At 54.4% G+C, this 22,368-nt stretch carries 14 protein-coding genes, 1 tRNA gene and 3 rRNA genes; 15 read left to right on the top strand and 3 right to left on the bottom strand.

The annotated features are described in order from the left end of the window. The first annotated feature begins 15 nt into the window (after positions 1-15). From rlmB to FB556_RS09255, 9 genes are all read left to right on the top strand, one after another. Positions 16-945: a 23S rRNA (guanosine(2251)-2'-O)-methyltransferase RlmB gene (rlmB, locus tag FB556_RS09295; RefSeq protein ID WP_141867031.1), complete on the top strand. Its 930-nt coding sequence runs from the start codon at positions 16-18 to the stop codon at positions 943-945. A 62-nt stretch (positions 946-1,007) separates the two neighbouring features. Beyond that, positions 1,008-2,075, top strand: a complete 1,068-nt coding sequence (locus FB556_RS09290; RefSeq protein ID WP_141867029.1) for an ABC transporter substrate-binding protein — start codon at positions 1,008-1,010, stop codon at positions 2,073-2,075. A 105-nt stretch (positions 2,076-2,180) separates the two neighbouring features. Beyond that, a complete protein-coding gene (locus FB556_RS09285; protein WP_141867027.1) occupies positions 2,181-3,158 on the top strand; it encodes an ABC transporter permease in 978 nt (325 codons plus the stop codon). Continuing rightward, positions 3,145-3,936, top strand: coding sequence for an ABC transporter ATP-binding protein (locus tag FB556_RS09280; RefSeq protein WP_141867025.1), 792 nt, complete (start codon positions 3,145-3,147; stop codon positions 3,934-3,936). The genes FB556_RS09285 and FB556_RS09280 overlap by 14 nt, the downstream gene beginning before the upstream one ends. Before the next feature lie 921 nt (positions 3,937-4,857). Further along, positions 4,858-6,392 (top strand): 16S ribosomal RNA (locus FB556_RS09275). A gap of 552 nt (positions 6,393-6,944) precedes the next feature. Next, a 23S ribosomal RNA gene (locus FB556_RS09270) occupies positions 6,945-10,038 on the top strand. Between the two features lie 292 nt (positions 10,039-10,330). Further along, positions 10,331-10,447 (top strand): 5S ribosomal RNA (gene rrf, locus FB556_RS09265). The 16S, 23S and 5S rRNA genes sit together here, the layout of an rRNA operon. Before the next feature lie 167 nt (positions 10,448-10,614). Then, complete coding sequence (locus FB556_RS09260; protein WP_170200432.1) at positions 10,615-11,220, top strand: GNAT family N-acetyltransferase; 606 nt, start codon at positions 10,615-10,617, stop codon at positions 11,218-11,220. 247 nt (positions 11,221-11,467) lie between these two features. Next, positions 11,468-12,601, top strand: coding sequence for a tyramine oxidase subunit B (locus tag FB556_RS09255; RefSeq protein ID WP_246057342.1), 1,134 nt, complete (start codon positions 11,468-11,470; stop codon positions 12,599-12,601). A gap of 60 nt (positions 12,602-12,661) precedes the next feature. Here FB556_RS09255 and FB556_RS09250 read toward each other — a convergent pair whose 3' ends face one another. After that, entirely contained in the window at positions 12,662-13,288 is a 627-nt protein-coding gene (locus FB556_RS09250) for an NADPH-dependent F420 reductase (protein WP_141867021.1), read from the bottom strand. After that, positions 13,275-14,183, bottom strand: coding sequence for a fumarylacetoacetate hydrolase family protein (locus tag FB556_RS09245; protein ID WP_141867019.1), 909 nt, complete (start codon positions 14,181-14,183; stop codon positions 13,275-13,277). Before FB556_RS09245 ends, FB556_RS09250 begins: the two co-directional genes overlap by 14 nt. A gap of 132 nt (positions 14,184-14,315) precedes the next feature. On the opposite strand from FB556_RS09245, the gene FB556_RS09240 reads away from it, so the two are divergent. The 6 genes from FB556_RS09240 to FB556_RS09215 all read left to right on the top strand — a co-directional run bounded on the left by FB556_RS09240 (position 14,316) and on the right by FB556_RS09215 (position 20,336). Next, positions 14,316-14,795, top strand: coding sequence for a hypothetical protein (locus FB556_RS09240; RefSeq protein WP_141867017.1), 480 nt, complete (start codon positions 14,316-14,318; stop codon positions 14,793-14,795). A gap of 82 nt (positions 14,796-14,877) precedes the next feature. Continuing rightward, complete coding sequence (locus tag FB556_RS09235) at positions 14,878-15,714, top strand: DsbA family protein (protein WP_141867015.1); 837 nt, start codon at positions 14,878-14,880, stop codon at positions 15,712-15,714. Positions 15,715-15,781: 67 nt separating this feature from the next. After that, positions 15,782-15,855, top strand: a tRNA-Thr gene (locus FB556_RS09230). A 346-nt stretch (positions 15,856-16,201) separates the two neighbouring features. Then, complete coding sequence (locus tag FB556_RS09225) at positions 16,202-17,722, top strand: alanine/glycine:cation symporter family protein (RefSeq protein ID WP_141867013.1); 1,521 nt, start codon at positions 16,202-16,204, stop codon at positions 17,720-17,722. 344 nt (positions 17,723-18,066) lie between these two features. Beyond that, a complete protein-coding gene (locus FB556_RS09220) occupies positions 18,067-18,864 on the top strand; it encodes an IclR family transcriptional regulator (RefSeq protein WP_141867011.1) in 798 nt (265 codons plus the stop codon). Positions 18,865-19,031: 167 nt separating this feature from the next. Beyond that, a complete protein-coding gene (locus FB556_RS09215) occupies positions 19,032-20,336 on the top strand; it encodes a glycine cleavage T C-terminal barrel domain-containing protein (RefSeq protein WP_141867009.1) in 1,305 nt (434 codons plus the stop codon). A 68-nt stretch (positions 20,337-20,404) separates the two neighbouring features. Here FB556_RS09215 and FB556_RS09210 read toward each other — a convergent pair whose 3' ends face one another. Beyond that, positions 20,405-22,027: an AlbA family DNA-binding domain-containing protein gene (locus FB556_RS09210; RefSeq protein WP_141867006.1), complete on the bottom strand. Its 1,623-nt coding sequence runs from the start codon at positions 22,025-22,027 to the stop codon at positions 20,405-20,407. Between the last annotated feature and the right edge of the window lie 341 nt (positions 22,028-22,368).

Genomic DNA, 22,368 nt, shown 5'->3' with positions numbered 1-22,368 from the left:
AGAAAGGACGAGCAGATGAGTACTCGTCGCGGTGGCTCTTCACGCAAGAAGGGCCCAACCAAAGGTTCAGGCGGTCAAGGACGCCGCAAATTGGAAGGTCGCGGGCCAATGCCCAAAGCCTCCGATCGGACGTGGCATAAAAGCTACCGTCCCCCGGCACCGAAGAAAAAATCAGAGCGCACCACCGATGCGGTCGCTGGCCGCAATCCGGTGGTCGAGGCACTGGAAGCCGAGGTACCAGCCAGCACGCTTTATGTTGCCGCCGGGGTCGAAATGGATGACCGGATTCGCAAATCTGTCCGCCTGGCAGCTGACCGTGGCATCCCGGTACTTGAAGCCACCGAAGCGCAGCTGGCCCGCATCACCGATAACGCCCGCCACCAAGGCATTGCACTGCAAGTGCCACCGTATGAATACGAAAACGGTATTGATCTCGTCGTCGAACTGATGGACGACTGGGATAAGGGGTACCGGCACAACCCACCGCTGGTAGTTGCCCTGGACTCGATCACCGACCCCCATAACCTGGGTGCGATCTTGCGTTCTGCGTCAGCATTCAAGGCAGATGCGGTCATTATTCCTTCGCGCCGTTCGGTTGGGGTCACCTCCACCGTATGGAAAACCTCGGCCGGAGCCGCAGCTCGCGTTCCGGTGGGGCAAGTGAGTAATCTCAATAACGCCCTGGTCGAATATAAAAAAGCCGGCATGTTTACCATTGGTTTAGATGGTGACGGCGATCAGTCCTTACCCGGTCTGCCGTTGGCGACCGAACCACTGTGTGTTGTCGTCGGTTCCGAAGGCACCGGATTATCCCGATTAGTTTCCGAAAACGTCGACCAGATCGTGTCAATTCCTATTGCTTCTGAACTGGAATCACTCAACGCATCATTAGCAGCAGGAATTACCCTGTACGAAATTGCCCGACTTCGGGCTAAGATTGACTGAGATACGCCCATGTGGCGTGCGACACAATCCATCACTCACATCAGTACAGAGCTGGAGTAGGAATGAAAAAATCTACCCTATTGAAAACAGCAGCAACCGCTGCGACCATGGGCCTGCTGCTCACCGCGTGCGGGTCCGATAATGGCGGAGGTAACGACGAGGGAGGAGCAGAAGGCGAAACTTACCAAATCGGTATCGCCCAGTATGTCTCCCACCCATCGCTAGACGCGACCGCTCAGGGCATCAAAGATGTCCTGGAGGAATCTGAACACAACTTCGAAATCGAAGAGCAAAATGCTCAGGCGGACCAAGCCACCATGAACAACATCGTGGGCGGCTTCGCGGGGGACACCAATCTGGATGCGGTAGCTCCCATAGCAACCCCAGTTGCCATTGCCGCAGCAACCACCATCAGCGACACTCCGATCGTCTTTTCCGCGGTGACCGACCCCGTGGATGCCCAACTGGTACCCGATTGGGAGACTCCGGGCGACAATATCACCGGCGTTTCAGATATGAACCCGGTTGACCAGCAGCTTCAATTGATCCTTGATGTCGTGGGTGACGTCGAAGTTATCGGGATTCCCTACTCTTCGGCCGAATCCAACTCCGTAGTACAGGTCGATGCAGCCAAAGCTGCAGCAGAGGATCTTGGAGTTGAGATTCAGGAAGTGGCTGTCACGAATACGTCTGAGGTTGCACAGGGCGTCGAATCCTTCAGCAACGTCGACGCTATCTACGTACCGACTGATAACACTGTGGTCTCCGGATTAGAAACCGTGATCTCCTACGGTATCGACAATCAGGTTCCCGTTTTTGCGGCCGAATCAGATTCGGTAGAACGTGGCACCGTGGGGACTTACGGCCTGAATTACTACGAACATGGCCGTCAAGCCGGTGAGATGATCTTGGCTTTGGTTACTGGTGAGAAGGAACTGGCTGACACGCCGCCTGAACGTGCTGACGAGGCCGCTTTGGAATACACCTTCAACCTGGAAGCCGCAGAACAAATGGGCGTAGAGATCCCACAGGATCTCCTCGAGGGGGCGAACTTGACAGGTGAAGACGGTGCTAACGACAGCGCGAGTCCCGCAGATCAAGAATCTGAGACAGAGGAATCTGCCGAATAACTCGCACTGCATCCAATAACCTGCAAAAATATAAACGGGCCTGGGCGACTACTTGACTGCCCGGGCCCGTTTATCACCCTTGATGAAAGGTAGTCTCAGACTGCTATGACCGTGACATTAGAACTCGGTCTTATATATGCCATCATGGCCCTTGGCGTGTATTTGACCTTCCGCATTCTGAATTTTCCCGACCTGACGGTTGACCAGTCATTCACTACGGGTGCGGCGACGGCGGCTATCTTGATGGTCAACTACGACTTGAATCCCGTATTGGCGCTCGTGGCAGCTTTCATCGCCGGCGCTCTGGCAGGTATCGTCACCGGCCTCTTACACGCAAAAGGCGGAATCAATCCCCTTCTTGCGGGCATCTTAACGATGCTGGCGCTGTATTCGATCAACTTGCGCATTATGGGCAACCGCGCAAACGTCCCATTGCTTGGACATGACACGATCTATTCATGGTTCAACTCCAACGGTATTACTGGTTGGGTGTTGATCCTGGTTCTCGCCGTGATCATTTTGGCCTTCAAATTCCTGTTGGACTGGTTCCTGGGAACCGATATGGGTCTCGGTCTGCAGGCCACCGGTGACAACGAAGAGATGGTCCGCTCTTTTGGGGTCTCCACTGACGCCATGAAAATCGTAGGACTAGCCGTGTCGAACGGGCTGGTCGGGTTGGCTGGGGCCTTCATTGCCCAGAAGCAGGGTTCTGCCGATATCTCGATGGGTATCGGCTTGATTCTGGTTGGCTTAGCCTCGGTCATCTTGGGGCAAGCCATATTCCAAAACCGCTACGTGACACGTTTTGCTGACACCGCGGCCGGACGCCTGATCTTCGGTACGCGTAACCGAGAAGTGCTCCTAGCGACTACGGCGGTTATTTTTGGTTCTATTATCTACCGTGCGGCGGTCCAAGGTGCACTAGCCATTGGTTTCCACCCGAACGATATGCGCCTAATCTCGGCCATTATCGTGGTTTTGGCACTGCTCATACCGAAATGGCGTGTGAGGACAAGGGCAAAATCGAAACAAACGCCCGAGACCCAACCAGCGCTTCAGGAGGCCACCAATGCTCAAGCTTAGGAATATTAACAAAACGTTCTTTCCGAACTCGATTAACGAGCGTGTGGCGCTATCGGACATTAACCTCGACCTAGATGACGGCGATTTCGTGACTGTTATCGGATCGAACGGGGCAGGCAAATCCACGGTACTCAACACCATTGCCGGGAAGGTCTCTCCTGATACTGGAATCGTCGAGATTGCCGGTCGAAATGTCACCCGTATGAAAGACTTCAAACGTGCTAAATACGTGGGACGAGTATTCCAAGATCCAATGGCCGGCACCTCGCCAGATCTCACAATCGAACAAAACATGGCATTGGCAGAACGCCGTGGACTCTCTCGCGGACTGAGTTTCGGTATTACGAAAGCGAAGCGCCAGCGTTTTGCAGCAGCGCTTGAAGTCCTGGAACTTGGATTAGAAAAACGCTTGAGCGCAAAAGTCGGATTGTTATCCGGGGGGCAGCGCCAGGCACTGTCGCTGCTTATGGCAACATTCTCTGAACCAAAAATCCTACTGCTTGACGAACATACAGCGGCACTTGACCCAGAACGCGCTCGTCTGGTCACCCACCTGACAGAAAAGGTGGTTGCCGAAAAGAATCTAACCACGCTCATGGTGACGCACAATATGAGCCAGGCGCTTGAGGTAGGCAACCGACTGATCATGATGCACGAAGGCGACATCATCCTCGATGTCTCGGGTGAAGCCAAAGCGTCGATGTCCGTAGAAGACCTTCTTGCGCAATTCTCCAATATCAAGGATGCAGCAGTTTCTGATAGAACACTGCTGCAGTAATCAGAACATTCCATAGCGCGGGTGAGATCTCACAAGATCTCACCCGCGCGCTGGTTAACGAGTGAACAATGGATCCAGGCGAATTATTGGATAATTTGAGTCTCAGCGGAGACCTCGATCACATAACTCTGTCCAGTTGTCCAATAAACATAGACTAAACGGCATTTACCAGAAACAGGCTTGCCCAAAACGACTCTGGAGCGAGGGGTTCAACCGGTTTTGCGTTCGGAATTTATCTGTGTATAGTTATCTCTCGTGCCCAGGGCAGGCCGGAGACGGGAAGCGCTGAGACACAGAAGTTCTTTTAGAAAAATTTATACGACGATTCCGCAAGTCGAAGCGAGTTGACAAGCTCGAATCACAATGTGATAAGCTGTTGATCCGGTTCGAAATCGAACATGAAGTTGCTTCAAGTTCAGATCAGCGAAGCCTCCTCGACACGTTGCGTTCATTTTCGAGTGAATGCTAAAGCCTGATCGGCACGAGGTTGCCTAACGGCGAGTGTGACGGAGATCGCCTCGCTTGGAATTGACATTCAAGTCAGTGAGTCTGATAGAGTGTTCTTCTGTTGCCCAGAGCGCTTAGCTCCTGGTGGCGGAGGGTTTACTTCCAAGATAAGTCGATTTGACATGAAGTTCAATCTTCTTTAGTGTTGTGTTCTGCGCCGGTTTGGTGTGGTTCATGATGGTTTGGTTGTGGATCGTTGGTTGGCCTGTTTGGTTGGCGTGTCCCGTGTGGGGGTGTGTTGGCTGGATGGGTGTGGTTGTTTGAGAACTCAATAGTGTGCCAAGTTTGTTTGATGCCATTTGTTGTAAATGGTTGCTGTGGCGCTCCTACCTCCGTGGGTAGTGATCACAGCGATGCCAGGGGACCGGATTTTCCGTCTGGTCCTGGTTTGATCGATGCGATCTGAACAGGTTTTGTTTGGAGAGTTTGATCCTGGCTCAGGATGAACGCTGGCGGCGTGCTTAACACATGCAAGTCGAACGCTGAAGCTCCCAGCTTGCTGGGGGTGGATGAGTGGCGAACGGGTGAGTATCACGTGAGGAACCTGCCCTGAACTTCGGGATAAGCCTGGGAAACTGGGTCTAATACCGGATAGGACATTCTACCGCATGGTGGGGTGTGGAAAGTTTTAACGGTTTGGGATGGTCTCGCGGCCTATCAGCTTGTTGGTGGGGTAATGGCCTACCAAGGCGATGACGGGTAGCCGGCCTGAGAGGGTGACCGGCCACACTGGGACTGAGACACGGCCCAGACTCCTACGGGAGGCAGCAGTGGGGGATATTGCACAATGGGGGAAACCCTGATGCAGCGACGCCGCGTGAGGGATGACGGCCTTCGGGTTGTAAACCTCTTTCAGTTGGGAAGAAGCCCTTTGGGGTGACGGTACCTTCAGAAGAAGCACCGGCTAACTACGTGCCAGCAGCCGCGGTAATACGTAGGGTGCGAGCGTTATCCGGAATTATTGGGCGTAAAGAGCTCGTAGGCGGTTTGTCACGTCTGCTGTGAAAGCTGAAGGCTTAACCTTCAGTTTGCAGTGGGTACGGGCAGGCTGGAGTGCAGTAGGGGAGACTGGAATTCCTGGTGTAGCGGTGAAATGCGCAGATATCAGGAGGAACACCGATGGCGAAGGCAGGTCTCTGGGCTGTTACTGACGCTGAGGAGCGAAAGCATGGGGAGCGAACAGGATTAGATACCCTGGTAGTCCATGCCGTAAACGATGGGCACTAGGTGTGGGGACCATTTCCACGGTTTCCGCGCCGTAGCTAACGCATTAAGTGCCCCGCCTGGGGAGTACGGCCGCAAGGCTAAAACTCAAAGGAATTGACGGGGGCCCGCACAAGCGGCGGAGCATGCGGATTAATTCGATGCAACGCGAAGAACCTTACCAAGGCTTGACATACACCGGATCGCCCTAGAGATAGGGTTTCCCTTCGGGGCTGGTGTACAGGTGGTGCATGGTTGTCGTCAGCTCGTGTCGTGAGATGTTGGGTTAAGTCCCGCAACGAGCGGAACCCCTATGCTATGTTGCCAGCACGTAATGGTGGGGACTCATGGGAGACTGCCGGGGTCAACTCGGAGGAAGGTGGGGACGACGTCAAATCATCATGCCCCTTATGTCTTGGGCTTCACGCATGCTACAATGGCCGGCACAATGGGTTGCGAGATCGTGAGGTTGAGCTAATCCCATAAAACCGGTCTCAGTTCGGATTGGGGTCTGCAACTCGACCCCATGAAGTCGGAGTCGCTAGTAATCGCAGATCAGCAACGCTGCGGTGAATACGTTCCCGGGCCTTGTACACACCGCCCGTCAAGTCACGAAAGTTGGTAACACCCGAAGCCGGTGGCCCAACCACCTTGTGTGGGGGGAGCCGTCGAAGGTGGGACCGGTGATTGGGACTAAGTCGTAACAAGGTAGCCGTACCGGAAGGTGCGGCTGGATCACCTCCTTTCTAAGGAGAATTACTATTCTCATAGTTATCTAGTGGCGCTGTCATTGGTTGTGCTCACCAGTCTGGTGGGTGCGGGCAGTGGTCACGTGGGTGGAACATCAAACAAATACATCAGCCTTGGCTGGTGGTCTGGGCCCAGGTCGGGCTCGGGTGCATGTAGTACTGGCCGGTAGCATCTGATGGTGTTGCGGGTAGGTGGAGGCATGGATCCGGGTGTCGGGTGGGTCGAAAAGATTTTGGTACACTGTTGGGTTTTGGAGCAACCACGAAATGTGCTGATTGCCCCCTGTGTGGGGTGGTTGGTGGTGGTTGTGCCCTGAGCATGACGGCTGCGGACTGGTTGGTTCGTGGTGCGTGTGTTCGTTGGGGTGTTGTTGATTGTAACTGTATAGTGGACGCGAGCATCTTATTTCTTGTGATTTTGTTGCATCAGCCGGTTGGTTGATGTGATCGTGATTGTTTGTGTATCTGTGCGACATCCTGCCTTGTGGTGGGATGTGTTTGCTTATTTTGTGGTGATTTACGATCACTGCCCCGGTTGGGGTGGTGGTGGGGTAAGTTGCTAAGAGCGCACGGTGGATGCCTTGGTACAAGGAGCCGATGAAGGACGTGGGAATCTGCGATAAGCCTGGTGGAGTTGATAACCAAGCGTTTGATACCAGGATCTCCGAATGGGGAAACCCCGCAGGTCTGCTTTCGGGTAGGCGTGTGACCGCTGGTTGAATGTATAGGCCAGTTGGAGGGAACGTGGGGAAGTGAAACATCTCAGTACCTACAGGAAGAGAAAACAATAGTGATTCTGTTAGTAGTGGCGAGCGAACGCGGATGAGGCTAAACCGGTCATGTGTGATACCCGGCAGGGGTTGCATGGTCGGGGTTGTTGGGGGCGTGTTGTGGTGTGCTGCCGTGCACCGCAGTGGCATGTGATGGTAGACGAACTGGTGTGGATGCCAGACCGTAGAGGGTGACAGTCCCGTAGTTGAAACCATGATGTGTGCTGTAACGTGTTGCCCGAGTAGCACGGAGTTCGTGGAGCCCCGTGTGAATCTGCCAGGACCACCTGGTAAGCCTAAATACTTCCTTGTGACCGATAGTGAATCAGTACCGTGAGGGAATGGTGAAAAGTACCCCGGGAGGGGAGTGAAATAGTACCTGAAACCGTGTGCTTACAATCCGTCCGAGCCTGCCTGTGGGTGGGTGAGGGCGTGCCTTTTGCAAAATGAGCCTGCGAGTCAGTGATGCGTGGCGAGGTTAACCCGTGTGGGGTAGTCGTAGCGAAAGCGAGTCTGAAGAGGGCGTTGAGTCGCGTGTTCTGGACCCGAAACGAAGTGATCTACCCATGACCAGGTTGAAGCGCGTGTAAGAGCGCGTGGAGGACCGAACCCACTTCAGTTGAAAATGGAGGGGATGAGTTGTGGGTAGGGGTGAAAGGCTAATCAAACTTCGTGATAGCTGGTTCTCCCCGAAATGCATTTAGGTGCAGCGTTACGTGTGCGTGCTGGTGGTAGAGCTACTGGTTGGCTGATGGGCCCTACAAGGTTACTGACGTCTGCCAAACTCCGAATGCCGGTCACGTTGAGCGTAGCAGTGAGACGGTGGGGGATAAGCTTCATCGTCGAAAGGGAAACAGCCCAGATCATCGGTTAAGGCCCCTAAGCGTGTGCTAAGTGGGAAAGGATGTGGAGTTGCTGAGACAACCAGGAGGTTGGCTTAGAAGCAGCCACCCTTGAAAGAGTGCGTAACAGCCCACTGGTCAAGTGATTCTGCGCCGACAATGTAGCGGGGCTCAAGCACACCGCCGAAACCGTGACAGCACCACAGTGTGGTGTTGGGTAGGGGAGCGTCGTGTTCGAGGTGAAGTCAGCGTGTGAACGGCTGGTGGATTGGACGCGAGTGAGAATGCAGGCATGAGTAGCGAATGACGGGTGAGAAACCCGTCCGCCGGATGACTAAGGGTTCCAGGGTCAAGCTAATCTGCCCTGGGTTAGTCGGGACCTAAGGCGAGGCCGACAGGCGTAGTCGATGGACAACGGGTTGATATTCCCGTACCAGGAGGTCACCGTCCCTGACGAGTTGGTGAGACTAACCACCCAAACCACCAGGTCAGCCTTCGGGCTGGTGTTGGTGGGGCGCGTGGGACCTGATCCAATGAGTCAAGCGCATTAACAGGTGTGACGCAGGAAGGTAGCCGAGCCAGGCAGTGGAATTGTCCTGGTCTAAGCGTGTAGGGCGTCTGGTAGGTAAATCCGCCAGACATGCAGCCTGAGACGTGATGGGCGCCCCCGTGGGGGGTGATTCGGTGATCCTATGCTGCCTAGAAAAGCATCGGCGCGAGGTGACATCTTGCCCGTACCCGAAACCGACACAGGTAGTCAGGTAGAGAATACTAAGGCGATCGAGATAATCATAGTTAAGGAACTCGGCAAAATGCCCCCGTAACTTCGGAAGAAGGGGGGCCCGGACCCTGACCCATCCTTGCGGTGGTGAGGGGATAAGGGCCGCAGAGACCAGGGAGAGGCGACTGTTTATCAAAAACACAGGTGCATGCGAAGTCGTAAGACGAGGTATATGCACTGACTCCTGCCCGGTGCTGGAAGGTTAAGCGGATCTGTTAGCCCACTTGTGGGCGAAGCGGAAAAGTTAAGCCCCAGTAAACGGCGGTGGTAACTATAACCATCCTAAGGTAGCGAAATTCCTTGTCGGGTAAGTTCCGACCTGCACGAATGGAGCAACGACCTCTCCGCTGTCTCTACTATGAACTCGGCGAAATTGCACTACGAGTAAAGATGCTCGTTACGCGCAGAAGGACGGAAAGACCCCGGAACCTTTACTATAGTTTGGTATTGGTATTGACTGGTATTTGTGTAGCATAGGTGGGAGACTACGAAGCCGCCACGCTAGTGGTGGTGGAGTCGAACAGTGAAATACCACTCTGGTAGCAGTGAATATCTAACTTCGGGCCATGATCTGGTCCAGGGACAGTGCCTGATGGGTAGTTTAACTGGGGCGGTTGCCTCCTAAATGGTAACGGAGGCGCCCAAAGGTTCCCTCAACCTGGTTGGTCATCAGGTGTTGAGTGTAAGTGCACAAGGGAGCTTGACTGTGAGACAGGCATGTCGAGCAGGAACGAAAGTTGGGACTAGTGATCCGGCGACTCGTTGTGGAACGGTCGTCGCTCAACGGATAAAAGGTACTCCGGGGATAACAGGCTGATCTTGCCCAAGAGTTCATATCGACGGCATGGTTTGGCACCTCGATGTCGGCTCGTCGCATCCTGGGGCTGGAGTAGGTCCCAAGGGTTGGGCTGTTCGCCCATTAAAGCGGTACGCGAGCTGGGTTCAGAACGTCGTGAGACAGTTCGGTCCCTATCCTCTGCGCGCGTTGGAGAATTGCGAAGGTCTGTCCTTAGTACGAGAGGACCGGGACGGACGAACCTCTGGTATGTCAGTTGTACCGCCAGGTGCATGGCTGATTCGCTACGTTCGGGATGGATAACCGCTGAAAGCATCTAAGCGGGAAGCCGGCTTCAAGATGAATTCTCCTTATGAGGTCCCCAGCAGATGACTGGGTTGATAGGCCGGATGTGGAAGCACAGACTCAAGATGTGTGAAGCTGACCGGTACTAATAGACCAAATACTTACCTACACCCGTTAGCCATGGCAACATGGTCGGGTGTGTGCGGTGGGCAGCAAAAGGCCCACCAGACCCACACGATGGGCAGCACCGGGTACACGCAGCACGTCCACACAGGTTATAGGTCTCGCGTCGACTATACGGTTACAGCAACATCACCCCACCCCCGCATGGCGGGGGTCGGGGCCGCGTCCAATACGAGAACAGCATAGTGTCAGGTCCACCCCCAACAGCCCGCCTGTTGGGACGGTACCCCACAGATTTCCCCCCACCCCCTGCTAGGGGTGGTGTCGGGAGCACGGGTTACGGTGGTCATAGCGTGGGGGAAACGCCCGGTCCCATTCCGAACCCGGAAGCAAAGACCCACAGCGCCGATGGTACTGCACCCGGGAGGGTGTGGGAGAGTAGGACACCGCCGGACAACATTTCACATCGACCCCGTTCATCTCAGATGAGCGGGGTTGATGCATTTAAGGGACCTTCTAGTCCGATCTAGCAGAAACGTCAGTCCAGTCCATAGTGGAACGATTATTGGCTCTCCTGTAGGTTCACACATGTGCGGACAACTCTGTGCTTTAGAATATGTGCATGGTTGAAATCCAAAATGCCCACTGGACCCACATGCGTCATGAAACTGCCTATAACATCGCGAGACTGCGAAACCGCGTTTACGTTATGGAACAAGGCATTACTTCAGTCGAAGAGCTCGACGGGCGCGACCTTGAACCTACTACCCAAATCTGGTGGATTCAGGTCGAGGGTGTACCAGTCTCTACCCTCCGCGTGCTGCGGGAGGCTCCACACACCCTATCTATAGGACGTGTTGCCACGGATCTGCCTTTTCGTGGTCATGGCCTAGCCAGCGCACTGATCCGGGCTGTCATGGCATACTATCCGGATCAACGCCTCACCATGCATGCCCAGACACACCTGCAGGATTGGTACCGTACTTTTGGTTTGGAGGCCAATGGCGAACCATTCTATGAAGCAGGTATCGAACATGTAACTATGATTCGTGAACCTATGCTGCAGTCCGATAAGGAGTTGCGCGATGACATCCATCCCGACAATTGGCCAAGCCCTGATGAGGACGCGCCTTCAGAAGTGGATCACGGGACACCAGAACCCGGCACACCTCAGTACTTTGACGATCTGCAGCGACGCTACAGGATGCGGCGCAGTCGGAAATCATAGGTCCCTCCCTGCTCGCAGACAGATGCTACATCACAGCCTGGCTGATGTGTCTCCGAACGTTTTTTCATCGCTGGCCAACTGATAAGCATATTTTCTGATTATTCCGAAACTGAAACCTTACCTTCCGGATGTAAGAAAGGTTACTCTCTTAAAGGACTGTAGGGTGCTGACATGGTCTTCCGCTTATGTCATACTTCACTGTGGACTCATCCATCTGAGCTTTGAAGTATCTAGGGAAGGACCCGAATTGGATAAACGTATAGATTTCCTCTACCTCAACGAACCGGACATGATTGAAGCCGGCGTCACTGATATTGCACAATGCATTGAGGTAATGGAAGAAGCACTCGTTCTGCTTGCTGACGGCGACTACATGATGGCCGGTGACCGCGGCGACTCCCACGGTGCTATGATTTCCTTCCCGAAAGAACCTAAGCATGAAGGAATGCCAAAAGACGACATCGATCGCCGATTCATGGCGATGCCTGCCTATCTCGGCGGCCGCTTCCGCTCTACCGGAGTGAAGTGGTACGGGTCGAACATCGAGAACCGTAAATCTGATATGCCACGATCCATTCACGTGTTCGTCCTCAACGACACGGATACTGGAGCCCCGCTGGCTATCATGTCTGCTAACCTGCTGTCGGCCTACCGTACCGCTTCCGTGCCAAACGTCGGCGTAAAACACCTTGCGGTAGACAACGTAGAGACCGTTGGCATCATTGGTCCTGGTGTTATGTCTCAGAAGACGCTCAAAGGCTTGCTCACCCAGCGCGAAGGTGTCAAGCACGTCAAGATCAAGGGTCGTTCTAAAGATTCGACCGAACGTTCAGCTGCAGAGATTCGAGCAGCGCACCCTCAGCTAGAATCCGTCACCATTGTCGATAGTGAAAAAGAAGCTGTTGAGAACGTAGAGATCCTCATCACCGGTGCCAATGCTTCACCAAATGGTCATAAGGAATTCCCCCAGGTCAAAGGTGAATGGCTCTCGCCAGGTACTCTCGTCATTGCACCGGGAGCAACTCACTTTGATGACGACTTCCTCATTAATACTCGCAAAGTCGTTGACTACATGGGGCTCTACGACGAATGGCATCACGAGTACACGACTCAAGTTGCCTACGACCAGATCGGCATCATCGGCTCACGCATGCTGAAACTCCAGCACGACGGCCACTTCCCTCGCGAAGACTTGCAGCAAATGGGTGATATTGCAGCAGGACGCGTAGAAGGCCGTAAGTCGGACGACGAAATTATCATCTACTCCGTTGGCGGCATGCCAGTGGAGGACGTCGCATGGGCTCACGACATCTACGACTACGCCAAAGAACATAACATTGGGACGTCGTTGAACCTCTGGGAAACCCCAGCAGCGTACTAATTCTGCGAAATAGGAAAGTGGATCCGAGAAGCTCTCGGATCCACTTTTTTATTGGCGGCTTCATAGCAGCGCTTGTTTCAACTGTGCTGCGGTCGCTGCAACATTAAAGTAAGGTGTACCTGGTTCAGCGTGCCGTCCCGCGGCTAATGATTCAGCCACAACGGCTTCAAACCCTAGGGCTGTCACAAACTGGGCCACGAGTTGAGCCGCAGCAGGATCATCAGCTGCCACCATCGCGGCCCGCGCTTCAGCGGTTTGAGGAGCGTCCATTGCCCAGTGCGAAATATGATTCAGAGCCTTCACTACCCGAGCCTCAGGAAAACGCTGGGCGATCACTTCTGAAGAACTCAACCCCGAAGCCAAACCCTGCTCAAACCACGCTGGCAACGGTTCATTTTCCCATCGGTTCGTGGCATCTACCAGAATACGCTGGGCAACCCACACCGGGTCGACGTCGTCCAGGTCTTCTTGAGGCACAGCAAGGATAACCAGATCGACGCCGTCGGCGATCTCTTCGGCATGAACAGCCCGGGCCTGCGGTGCGTATTGCATTAAGTGGTAACGCATCTGCGATGGTGTGCGCGTCGAGGCGATGTGGACCTCGAGGCCGGCGCGAGTTGCTGCCCGAGCAATCGCGGTCCCAGCGCGCCCTGCCCCGAGAATCCCAATCCGGTCAAACGATGACATTGCGTTGGGCACCTAGTCCTTCGATGCGTGTCTCAACGACGTCGCCTGCCTTCAACCAGGGACGACGGCCGTCCTCGTCCCGCATCGCCAAGGCGACACCCCCGGGGGTTCCGGTCAAAATAATATCGCCTGGCAGCAGGGTGATGATGCTGGAAAGATACTCGATGAGTTCATCGACCTGGAACACCAAGTCATTGACTGCATCGTCTTGGCGCACCTCGCCGTTCACCAGGGTGGTGAGTCGGGCGTCTTCTTTGAACTCGTCCGGGGTGACCAACCATGGGCCGATCGGAGTTGTGGCCTCAAAGATTTTTCCCTGAGTCCACTCATCGGTGCGACCCTGCATCCCGCGTAAGGAGAAATCATTACTCACTGCGTATCCTCCAACGTAATTATGCGCGTTCGTGGCAGGGATATTCTTTCCCGGCGTGCCAATGACGACGGCTAATTCACCCTCATAATCCAATCGGTGATCTAGTGCCGGGATCTCGATCTCACTATACGGTCCGGTCAGAGTTTGGCCATATTTTGCGAAGACAGTGGGATATTCCGGTAACTCCAGACCAGTCTCCACAATGTGATTCCGGTAATTCAATCCTATGCAGAATACCTTCGACGGGTAGGGGATAAGCGTGTCATAGCTGAATTCGGACACATCTAACACTTTGCTGGGATCGTGCTGCGCAGCATCAATTGTGGTGTGCACAAGTCCCTGTCGGTCGTTGTGCGGCGTGGTGAGGTAAGCGCCAACATCGGTAATGCCTTCCAAGAGCACGGCTTGTGTTGCATATTCGAGGCCTGACTCGTCTGTAGCGGTTTCAGTAATGGCAGCCGCAAAGGTAGCGCCCGGCTCATCCATGCGTTGCTCGGGGATTCGGAACGTAGCTAGTTTCATAACTTCAAGTTCATCACACTCTGAGCCAGCAGGGTACGCTTTGACTACGAGAAGCAATAGAAATAACTACGCGCTGAGTCAAAACTTCGGCAAATAGCGCCACTCACACAAAGAATCGTAGACAATAGAACTATGTTTGAGCCCCTAGACCTACAGACTCCGCAACTGGCCGTTGGCTTGGGTTTCGTCTTCGCCATCGCTGGTGCGGCGATATTAGCTCACGCCACGTGGCGGCGACGTCGACTGCAAGCTTGGGCGGCCGGCGAGTCGAGGCGTTTCGAGGGAACGGACTCCCGCGGGGAACGTCCAGATGCGCCGCGGGATGTCCGAGTCGAGATTATTGCCGGTTTTGCGGCCTTGTTCTTGGGGACCGCAGGCATTCTCTATGGCATGATCGGCCAAGAACAACAAAACAGCCTGCTGGAGTCCAACACCATCGCCAAATACCCGCAAGTGCAAGAAGTCGAACCACAAGAGTGGCATGGCAATCTCTTGGAGGCTGAAGTAACCACAGCGGATGGACAACACTTTCAAGTGCGCATTCTATTTGACCCCGACACTGGTGAGCCTACCGTTCAAGGGGACCACCCTGAGCTTGGAAGTCAACAGTAATCATTTCAGGGTACGTTCAGTTCCGAAACGTAAACTCTGACTCGTTCAAAATTTAACTAATATCTAGGTTTAGGTAAGGATAATGGCTAGAAACACGTCAGCCGGGAGTTCTCGAGACACCGTACGACAGGCCCATGCCAACCAATTGGCAGCAGAAAAGCGTCGGTCGCGGATCATTACGTGGACCATCGTCGGTGTCATTGCTGCAATCGTTGCCATCATTGTCGCGGTGACACTCATGAACTCATCTCGTTCGATCCCGGATGCAGGCCCGGCCCCGACCTCGGCGACCGCTTCTGGTGGGCTCTTGTTAGAGGACGGTGTGCCTGCACAGGGTGATGGCCCTGCCGAGGTGGATGCCACAACTGTGGAAGAACCTGATCCTGATACTGCTGGACAGATGCCGACCGAAGTGCCCGGGACCGACCAGGCCGACATTATTATTTACGCTGACGCCAACTGCGTCTACTGTGCTCAATTTGAGACGGAGAACGCCGAGGCGCTCAATGAGCTGGTCAACGACGGGCATTCCCTCGAATACCGCATCGTCAACTACCTGGATAATCCAGGTACCGAAAACTACTCTTCACGCGCTGCAAACGCCATGGCATGCGTTGCTGAAGAATCGCCAGAACACGCTATGGACTTCGTCCATGCAGTCTTTCAGAGCTACGACTCACACCAAGGTGCAGGACTTTCGAACGATGAACTGACCAGTCTCGCTTCCGACGCGGGCGCTGATATCGACGGCTGTATCTCTGACAACACCTTCCGCCCATTCGTGAACTTCACCACCGCGAAAGCAGTTGAAGCTGGGATCGCCGGCACCCCATCGGTGTGGGTCAATGGTGTGCAATACGAAAACACCGCAAGCGGTGAACCATTCCAGGACTGGGCTGAATCTCAGCTCGACGGCTAGGTTTTTGTTTCAGCATCCTTTGAGCTAGACTAGCCAAGGTCGCAGTGATCGCGGCTAACCTAGCCACGCCTCCTTAGCTCAGCTGGCCAGAGCACCTGTCTTGTAAACAGGGGGTCATCGGTTCGAATCCGATAGGGGGCTCTATCACCCCGGGACTTTGCTTAAAAGTTCCGGGGTTTTTCATCGGCGAGCCTACCAGTATGGCCGTCACTGTGGCCGTGGTCGGTTGCTGTGCAGTCACGCGCAACAAGGATAAGGAGTCTCGCCTTGTCGAATGACGCCCTATCGGAGAATTAGGCGTTGTGTGATGTCACGTTGGAATCCCGGGTAGATAATTTCTCTGAGGTGTTGAGATTTGACGAGGGGAGCCAGCCAAGATCTATCCCAGGATGGGGCTTGTCAGGTAATCTAAGTCATACACGGTGGTGCTCATCACCTTTACTCACGCCTGCCGTCCTCAGGGACCATCTGAAGAGGATCTAGCACAATGACAGATTTAACGACAATTCTTGATGAGATTAGTGGCTTTGTTTGGGGCCCATTCCTTCTAATCCCGTTGCTATTGGGAGCAGGGCTGTACCTAACCATTCGGTTGGGTGGGATACAATTTACCAAACTCATTCCAGCGTTGACACTGGGCATCATCAAACGGAAAGACCCGGGCTCTGAAGGTGATATTTCGCAGTTCCAAGCGCTCACGACCGCGCTGGCCGCCACCATCGGCACCGGCAACATCGTGGGGGTTGCGACTGCGCTAGCTATCGGCGGCCCCGGAGCCCTGTTCTGGATGTGGATGACAGGCTTGGTTGGCATGGCGTCCAAGTACTCTGAAGCCTTCCTCGGCGTACGGTTCCGCGGAACCGATACCGCCGGCGAAAAATCTGGAGGACCGCAGTACTACTTGGAACGTGGCATTAAGGGCCCAGTCGGAAAGATCTTAGGTCTCTCATTTGCGATCTTCGCAGTCATCGCGTGCTTTGGTATCGGCAATATGACCCAGGCCAACGCAATCGCCTCAAATGTTGAGTCCAGCTGGAGTGTCCCCATTTGGGTTACAGGTTTAATCCTCACCGTATTGACCATGGTCGTCTTGGTCGGGGGCATTAAATCCATCGGACGCGTCACCTCAGGTCTGGTGCCGTTTATGGTCGTGTTCTATGTGCTCGGTGGGCTGTACATTTTGCTCGTGAACATTACTGCCCTGCCCGGTGCCTTCGCTGAGATCTTCACCATGGCATTCGCCGGCTCAGAGCAAGCTGTTGGTGGCTTCGCCGGAGCAGCCATCATCATCGTTATTCAGTATGGCGTTGCCCGCGGCATGTTCTCTAACGAGTCGGGTCTTGGCTCAGCAGCAATCGCTGCGGCGGCTGCACAAACCACTCACCCGGTACGTCAAGGATTGGTATCCATGACGCAAACTTTCATCGATACCATCATCGTCGTCAGCATTACCGGCCTGGTCATCATTACTACTGGTACTTGGCAACAACAAGATCCCGCGACGGGTGAACAGATTTCCGCCTCACTGATGACCGGCGAGGCCTTCAGCCACGGTCTGCCCGGCGAATGGGGTCACTGGGTGGTCACGCTTGGGTTGGTGCTTTTCGCTTTTTCAACGATCTTGGCGTGGTCGTATTACGGAGAACGCAACATCGAGCGTCTATTTGGCCGCGGTCTGGTGATGCCGTTCCGCATTCTGTTCTCGCTGGTCGTCTTCGTGGGCGCCACGGCAGAACTCGAAGTTGTATGGTTGTTCTCCGATATCTTCAACGGACTGATGGCATTACCAAATCTCATCGGACTGCTCGTGCTATCCGGTCTCATCGCTCGAGAAACGAAGTTTTACCTTCAACATGATCCCAAACTGGAAGCCAATAAGGATCAAATCGAGACCTTCATGGCCGGCCGGCCGGGGTGGGCCGAATGGAAATCCGGTGACGTCGTCGGTTCCTCCCGGAACTATGGTGTCCATCGGGAAGATACCACTGACGCTCGGCGTATGCTCTAGGGCCTGATTTCAGGATCGCAAACGTCTCCGGCGGCGTAGTTCTCTTGAACTGCGCCGCCGGAGACGTCTCGCAGCTTCGCTGCAATTACCGCAGGTACTTAGACGGGACTGTAGCGACGTTGCAAACAGTTGTGTTGTAAAAGTAAATGACCAGAAGAGCTCCATGCTCTCTGCCAGCATGGATAATCAGTTCGGTGCTGTTTGGGGCGCCTTGCTCCGGCGGTAGATTCGGGCCAGGACTTTCGCATGCATAAGCCAAGAGTGCGGTGCTGTGTGCTATCGCTTGAGGTTGGGTAGTCTAGACAAAGACACCGACATAACCCTGAGCGAGGAACACCGTGGCAATGGCAGGCAAGACTTCAGAACCCGTAGCTCCCATACAGTCGGTAGATCGTGCTATCCAAATTCTGCAGTTCCTCACCGACGCACCCGAATTGAGCACATCCGAGATTGCCAGACGGCTCGGCGTGCACCGATCTACAGCCTCGCGAATACTTGCAACACTTGAAAACCGTGACGTCGTCGAACAAGTGGCTGAACGCGGAGCATTTCGGTTAGGCCTGGGTATCTTACGTATGGCCTATCCAGTCTCGACCCGCTTCGACCTTGCACGGGATGGTCAAGCGGTTTGTGATGCACTAGCCGAGACAACCCAAGAGACCACCAATATCGCCATTCTTGATCAAGGCCACGCGGTCACAATTACGCAGAGCACAGGTCAACAGATGGTTGGGGTAGCGGGACAATACGTGGGACAGCGGGTGCCATTGCATGCGACATCTACCGGCAAGTTACTCTTGGCGCACGCTACCAACGAGGTATGGGAACAGGTTATTTCCCAGCCACTCGAGCGATACACTGATGCCACCCAGCAGGAGTTGTCACAATTAGCCGATGAACTACGAACCATTCGTCAGCAGGGCTGGTCCAGTGCAATTGGTGAATGGGAAGAAGGGATCAACGCGCTCGCCGTCCCAGTGTGGGATGCCACTGGGCATTTGGTTGCGGCAGTGTCTGTGACAGCGCCGGCTTTTCGCATGCCCGAGACGAGATTTGATGAGTTCTTGACACACGTTCAAAGCGCAGCGAAAGACTTCGAGGCGCGGTTGGGGTTCTCGCGAGTCGTCCCCACCGCACCCTGAGCATTATAAGAAATCTTGCTGCTGCGTGCGGACAACTCCCTTTACGAGTGAAGCTCGTCACAGTAGGATGGGCGTAGTGCTGCATACTGCGAGCTATGTAGCGCATAATGCAACATCGAGGGTGGGTTGAGCAATACAGCTGCCCGCTTTTTCTAGGGAGGACTACCATGAACGCTAATTTCCCTTCCATCAACCAATCTGATCGCACCGTCCCGATTAACTTACGACAGTCTGGCCCCACCCCGGTTGAGATGCTCATTGATACCAGGGTCAGAAAATCACCCTATTGGCACTTGTCCATGGAGGCGGGCTGCTGGCGTGCCTCCATCTATAACCGCATGTACCACCCGCGCGGGTACGTCCGTCCCGAAGATGGCGGAATGATGGTGGAATACGATGCGCTGGTCAATCACGTGACCCTATGGAACGTAGCAGTCGAACGACAAATCCAGGTCAAAGGCCCAGAGGCCGAAGCTTTCGTCAATTTTGTGATCACCCGAGACGCCTCCAAGATACCCGTCATGCGCGCACGCTATGTCATCCTCTGCAATGAGAGTGGCGGTATACTCAACGATCCTGTGCTGCTGCGCGTGGCTGAAGACGAATTCTGGTTTTCACTGTCAGACTCTGACCTCGAACTATGGTTACAAGGCGTCAACGTTGGTGGCCGTTTCGACGTCGAAATCCAAGAGATTGACGTGGCACCAGTCCAGATCCAAGGACCCAAATCGGTCGGTCTGATGGTCGACCTATTTGGCGATGAGGTCGCCGAGCTACCGCCCTACGGCCTTATGGCAAGTGACATTTCCGGGCGCGAGGTCGTAATCTCGCAAACTGGATTCTCGGGTGAGAAGGGCTATGAGATCTATCTCTATGATGCTTCACAGCACGCCGAGGTGTTATGGAATGCAGTCCTAGAGGCCGGCGAAAAACACCAGTTGGCAGTCGTCGCCCCAGCTCACCACCGACGCATCGCAGCCGGCATCCTTTCCTGGGGTCAAGACATGGACCAGGAAGTCTTACCCTTCCAAGTAAATCTGTCATATCAGGTGCCTCGCCAGAAGGAGGCCGACTATATTGGTAAATCTGCGCTGGAATCAGCACGGGCCCAAATCGAAGCCGGCAGCTACCCCTTTACACATCAATTGGTTGGCATGATCATGGGTGGAGCACCCATTGATGATTATGCGCCAGACTTTTGGCTGATCTCCACGAGCTCAGATGGTGAACCGGTCGGGTACGTCACCTCACCGTGGTATTCACCTGAAATCGGCCAGAACATCGCGATGGGCTATGTTCCCGTGGAGCATGCTGAACTTGGTACTGAGCTATGGGTTCACCTCCCCGAGCAGTATGCAGATGTTCCGGGCAGCCCGGTTGCTGCTGAAATCGTAGAAATGCCATTTAGGGAATCAGTAAACCCCAATCAGCGTGAAATTCTGCGTGGCAAAGGTATGGATGCCGCGATCTAAGAAACCCTAAGACGGCCGGGGGACTCTACCGTATGAGCGGAGTCCCACGACCGTCTGGGCTCCAAGGGTTACCCGTGCTGCCGTTGCGCCGTGAGGTCTACCACGTTGTGTCGATAACGTGCAGGGTAATGCTGGGCTGCATTACTGCCTTCTACGATGTGATCAATAAATTCCGAGATCCACGGCGGCAGCGGCTGCCAGCCGGTGAAGTACTTCTCCCGGTTCGATACTTTTTCTGCATGGCTGTAGGTACTACGTAACGCTTGGGCGATCTCTTTTTCCCGAGCGTCAGGAAAGAGTCTGGCTCGCATCTCACCGTTGGTGATGGTTCGTTCAATGATAGGCAAGGTGCGCCAGTGCTTGAACGCCGACGACGCGGCATAGGCGCCACCACCACCGTGTTCACGAGCCGAAGCGTTCACGAGCCAAGCGTATAGAAAATCAAACTGACATAACGAGTTCAGCAGCGCGTCTGTCTTACGCGTTTTGTTGTTATGCAACCCGAAATCATGCAGCACATCGGGGCGAACCAGGGGATAGGTGCGCGCCCAAGATAACCCTTCTGAGATCATTGCGCCATTGTCATCGGCGTCTTCATCACTAGCATCGGCCGGGCGAGAAGCAAACGGGTACTGATCGTGAGCTGACGCTTCGATCTGACCGTAACGAATCCACGAACTATACCGCGGGTGAGTAGGTGTGCGCTGAAACGGCCGCAACACCAACGCTGGAATCAGTTCCCAACACCCCAGCCGGACGGCAGCGGCCCCAAATAAATACGCGGCCACGATCGTGGCCGCTACCGCTCTGGGGGACTTTGCGATCGACGTAAAGGCATCGTACATCGTGCCAATGGTTTTGATGGCCAAATCATTGTCGTCGGCAAGCATCGCCTCACAACCGACGCCGACGAGGCGAACCAGCGGTTTAACTTTGTCTTCGGCCAACACGATTTCTTCCCGGGTATTTTGCAAAAAGATCTTTAACTCAGCCCGGTTGCCCTGTTGAATATTGGCGCGGATGGCACTTGCGACGGTCCCATCGGCCAGAAACGGTTCCAACGGCACATTGACTCTGCTGCCAGGTCCGATGGCATCAGCTAATTTCGACATCAACGAGTTAACGTCACTAGTGGCGGCCTCTTTCACCTGATGATCGTATTTAGCAAGTACCGACGGCCAATCGCGGTATCGCACCGGCACATTTCCGGCACCGTCACGAATGAAAATCTCACCAGGACGAAACACAGTTTTGGTTTTCATCCGACCTTTACCGTTGGGGGTGTTGTACTGGCCAACACGCAACATGGGAACCGGCAGCCCGGACCGAGTAGAGAAAATCGCGATGACGACGACGTCACTACCATTGACCGTATGCACCTGCGACACGACCTCGATATCGGCTTCTATATATTTACCAATTTTGTCGCGCAGAGTTGCACCATCAAACATCTGCGGATTCTTGATGCGCCAGGGAGTGTCCGGCAGGGTGCCCTCATCGGTGATACCGATCAAAATATAACCGCCCGGTGGCCGGTTGGCCATAGCGACGGCGTCTTTGACAAAATCTAGTTCGTGTTTGCGATCGCGCAGGTCGAGTTCAACTTTGAATTCGAGCTGGGTTTGCTCACCGAGTCGTAGGAGTTCTTGAAGCTTTTCTTCGTCCGTTCTACCGTCCCATACCACTGCCATAGGTGATCCCAATCGTGTGCATCCATGCAGACCCAGCCGAGCGATCCATGGGCAGGATCGGATAAACCCGGTGGAGCCTTCTGACACTACGGTAGCGCAGAGGTGGGCAAAAACGACAGAGTCTTTGGCGACTTTGCAAGCTTTTATACCCGTGGAAATCTCTCGGTCGATTACCGTTCATGCTGAATTGACCTACAGCCGACTAAACCACTGTGCAAAACCGACTGACCCGTCTGGAACCCAGGTTTCCTCGGGCCTTTGCAGGCTCGCTACCATTGTCGTCTTGGCACGTCAGAATAACCCCTGCGCGGAGGCGGCGGTGATACGGTGAAAAGCAAAAT

Origin of the sequence: Enteractinococcus coprophilus, from assembly GCF_006716305.1 — a bacterium.
Lineage (GTDB): Bacteria > Actinomycetota > Actinomycetes > Actinomycetales > Micrococcaceae > Yaniella > Yaniella coprophila.
Note: the sequence above shows the minus strand (reverse complement) of the source record. Positions and strands in the feature narration are given on the sequence as shown.

What these genes read in the sequence shown, in the direction of transcription:
- rlmB (WP_141867031.1), top strand. Translation starts at nt 16, where the DNA reads ATGAGTACTCGTCGCGGTGGCTCTTCACGCAAGAAGGGCCCAACCAAA.
- FB556_RS09210 (WP_141867006.1), bottom strand. Translation starts at nt 22,027, where the DNA reads ATGGCAGTGGTATGGGACGGTAGAACGGACGAAGAAAAGCTTCAAGAA.
- FB556_RS09260 (WP_170200432.1), top strand. Translation starts at nt 10,615, where the DNA reads ATGGTTGAAATCCAAAATGCCCACTGGACCCACATGCGTCATGAAACT.
- FB556_RS09225 (WP_141867013.1), top strand. Translation starts at nt 16,202, where the DNA reads ATGACAGATTTAACGACAATTCTTGATGAGATTAGTGGCTTTGTTTGG.
- FB556_RS09245 (WP_141867019.1), bottom strand. Translation starts at nt 14,183, where the DNA reads ATGAAACTAGCTACGTTCCGAATCCCCGAGCAACGCATGGATGAGCCG.
- FB556_RS09220 (WP_141867011.1), top strand. Translation starts at nt 18,067, where the DNA reads ATGGCAGGCAAGACTTCAGAACCCGTAGCTCCCATACAGTCGGTAGAT.
- FB556_RS09215 (WP_141867009.1), top strand. Translation starts at nt 19,032, where the DNA reads ATGAACGCTAATTTCCCTTCCATCAACCAATCTGATCGCACCGTCCCG.
- FB556_RS09285 (WP_141867027.1), top strand. Translation starts at nt 2,181, where the DNA reads ATGACCGTGACATTAGAACTCGGTCTTATATATGCCATCATGGCCCTT.
- FB556_RS09240 (WP_141867017.1), top strand. Translation starts at nt 14,316, where the DNA reads ATGTTTGAGCCCCTAGACCTACAGACTCCGCAACTGGCCGTTGGCTTG.
- FB556_RS09290 (WP_141867029.1), top strand. Translation starts at nt 1,008, where the DNA reads ATGAAAAAATCTACCCTATTGAAAACAGCAGCAACCGCTGCGACCATG.
- FB556_RS09235 (WP_141867015.1), top strand. Translation starts at nt 14,878, where the DNA reads ATGGCTAGAAACACGTCAGCCGGGAGTTCTCGAGACACCGTACGACAG.
- FB556_RS09250 (WP_141867021.1), bottom strand. Translation starts at nt 13,288, where the DNA reads ATGTCATCGTTTGACCGGATTGGGATTCTCGGGGCAGGGCGCGCTGGG.
- FB556_RS09280 (WP_141867025.1), top strand. Translation starts at nt 3,145, where the DNA reads ATGCTCAAGCTTAGGAATATTAACAAAACGTTCTTTCCGAACTCGATT.